The following is a 2,645-nucleotide window of genomic DNA, read 5'->3' as shown; positions in this document are numbered from 1 at the left end:
CAGGTACACCCGCGTGTTCGCAATCGGACGGCCGATCGGGACAACTGGCCCATCAAACTCAGCCGGGCAACTCCAGGTCGTTGCACAGACTGTCGTTTCCGTCGGTCCATAGGCATTGATAACAGATGCTGCAGGTAAACGTCGGATGAGTTCGGCCTTCGGCAGCTCTCCAGCTAGAATGAGAGCTTGCGACGCCAAATTTTCCGCACTCCTGCTTGCCTGCAGCAAGGCCGGAGGCAATGTCGCGTGGGTGATCGATTCGCTCCGCAGGTAATCCGAGAGTTCACCACTCGCCTGGCGGAGCTCATCCGCAGGCAAATGCAAGGCAGCGCCGGAGCCAAGCGCCATAATCATTTCCCAGGCACTCGCATCAAAGCCGAAGGAGGCGAACTGCACCACTCGACTGTTTGAACCGACGCCAAACAGTCCGATCTGAGCCAGCCCCAGATTGACCACTCCGCGATGCTCGACCATGACGCCCTTGGGCGTTCCTGTGGAGCCCGAGGTGTAGATGATGTAGGCGAGATGGCGCGCGGTGAGGCCAAGGGCGCGCGGCTCGGGATCCGCAGCAGACAGTTCGGCCCAGACCGGGGTGTCCTCCAGATCGACCACCATCACATCGACCAGCGCCTCAGGGCCGAGCGCGGCCCGGCCGGCCGCATCGGCCAGCAGCAGCTTGGGCGCGGCATCGGCGAGCACCTGGTTGAGCCGCGCGCAGGGATAGGCCGGGTCCAGCGGCACATAAGCGCCGCCCGCCTTCAGGATCGCCAGCAGCCCCACCACCATGGCCGGGCTGCGCTCGACGCAGATCGCCACCGGCTGATCCGGCTTGGCCCCGAGGGCGATCAGATGATGGGCTAGCCGGTTGGCCCGGGCGTTGAGCTCGCCATAGGAGAGCGCCTCGTCATGCACCAATGCCACCGCCTCGGGCGCCTGGCGCACCTGTTGCTCGAACAGCTCGTGAATGCAAAGACCCGACGGATAGTCCGCGTCCGTCCGGTTCAGCTCCGCCAAAAGATAGATCCGCTCCTCGGGCGGAAGAATGTCGAGCGCGCGCACCGGCCTGTCGGGAGCCTGCTCCAATGCCTCCGACAGCGCTTCAAGCGTCCGCTGCATGTAGCCGCAGATCCGATCCGCAGAGATCGGCTCCGCCACCTGTGCGGTGAGGCCGAGCGCCTCGCCAAAATCCTCCACAGACAGCGTTAGCGGATAGTTGGTGCGCTCCTCGCTGCCCAGCCATTCCATGCCGGACAGACCATCATCCGTCCTGGAGCCGGCCATGGCCGCCGGCGTGTGGCGGTAGTTCAGCAGCGCACCGAACAGCGGCGCCGGCGCCGCAACGCCGCTGCAGCGTTGCGCCAGCGCCAGCGAGGCATGCTCGTGTGAGAGCAGCTCTGCCAGACGGGCATGGGTGAGACGCAGACTTTCCTCAACTCCGGTGCCGTCGAGGTCGAGGCGCACAGGCAGGGTGTTGATGAACAGGCCCATTGCGCGGTCGGCCCCGAGACCGGCATGCATGCGGCCAAACAGCACCGTGCCGAACACCACCTGCTCTCGGCCGCTGCTCCGCGCCACCACCTGACCCCAGGCCAGATGGCAAAGGCTGGCCAGGCTCAGCCCCAGCCGCCGCGCCTGTTGCCGCAGCCGATCGTTGAGCGCCTGCGGCAACACCCGCCGCGCCTCGCCAACCCCGCTGCCGTCGCCATGCACTTGGCTTAGCCCGAACGGCAGCGTCGGCTCGTCTATGTCCGCCAACTGCTCTTGGAAGAACTCCTCATGCGTCTTAGCCTTGACACCCAGGCGCGCCAGCGCCACCAGATTGCGGAACGGCTGCGGTGCTGACAAGTCATGCCCGCGACCTTCCAGCACGGCCCGCACCTCGGCATGCATGATCTCCAGCGTCGTGTGATCGCCGATCAGATGATGCTGCAACTGCAACAGCAGCCAGCGCCCGCTGCCGGGCTCGCGCGCGATCACAAACCGCAACAACGGCGCCCGGCCAAGGTCGATGCGCTGCCGGCGCGGATCAAACCGGCGCTTCAGGTGCTCATGACTGGGGTCGCCGACCTCATCCAGCTCGACCTCGCTCACCTCCAGCGGCGCACGCCGCCACACCACCTGGGCCGGGCTCGACAGCCCCTCCCAGACAAAGGCCGTACGCAGAATGTCGTGCCGGTCCACCACCTGCTGAACCGCGCCAAGATAGCGCTCCAGCAGGCCGCGCTCGGCAAACGCCATCTGCGAGACCAGTAGGTAGGGATCGCCCTTCGTCGACAGCAGATGGTGGAACAGGATGCCGTCCTGCAGCGGCGACAGGCCATAAATGTCCTGGATGTTGCCGACGCCACCGGGCACCGTGGCGACGATCCGGTCGATCTCCTGTGGGGTAAGATCGATCAGCGGCAGCATCTGCGGCGTAATCGCCGCGCTCTGCTCGGTGATCGGGTTGCCAGGCACCCCCACCTCCTGATGGCTGCCAAGGCTTTCGGCCAGATCGCAAAGCACCGGCCTGGCGAACAGGGTGCGTACCTCCACCCCGAGCGACAGCCGCCGCAGCCGCTCCATCAGCTGCACCGCCAGGAGCGAGTGGCCGCCGAGTTCGAAGAAGTTGTCGTGGCGCCCGATGCGCTCGATCCCGAGCAGCT

The 2,645-nt window shown here is 66.0% G+C and carries 1 protein-coding gene; it reads right to left on the bottom strand.

All coding sequences use genetic code 11. From position 1 onward, the window contains the following. Window positions 1-2,645, bottom strand: a 2,645-nt coding sequence (locus AC0L2K_RS34715; RefSeq protein ID WP_473533626.1) for an AMP-binding protein, incomplete at both ends; no start/stop codon positions are given.

It is taken from the genome of Mesorhizobium sp. WSM4817 (assembly GCF_055811135.1).
Note: the sequence above shows the minus strand (reverse complement) of the source record. Positions and strands in the feature narration are given on the sequence as shown.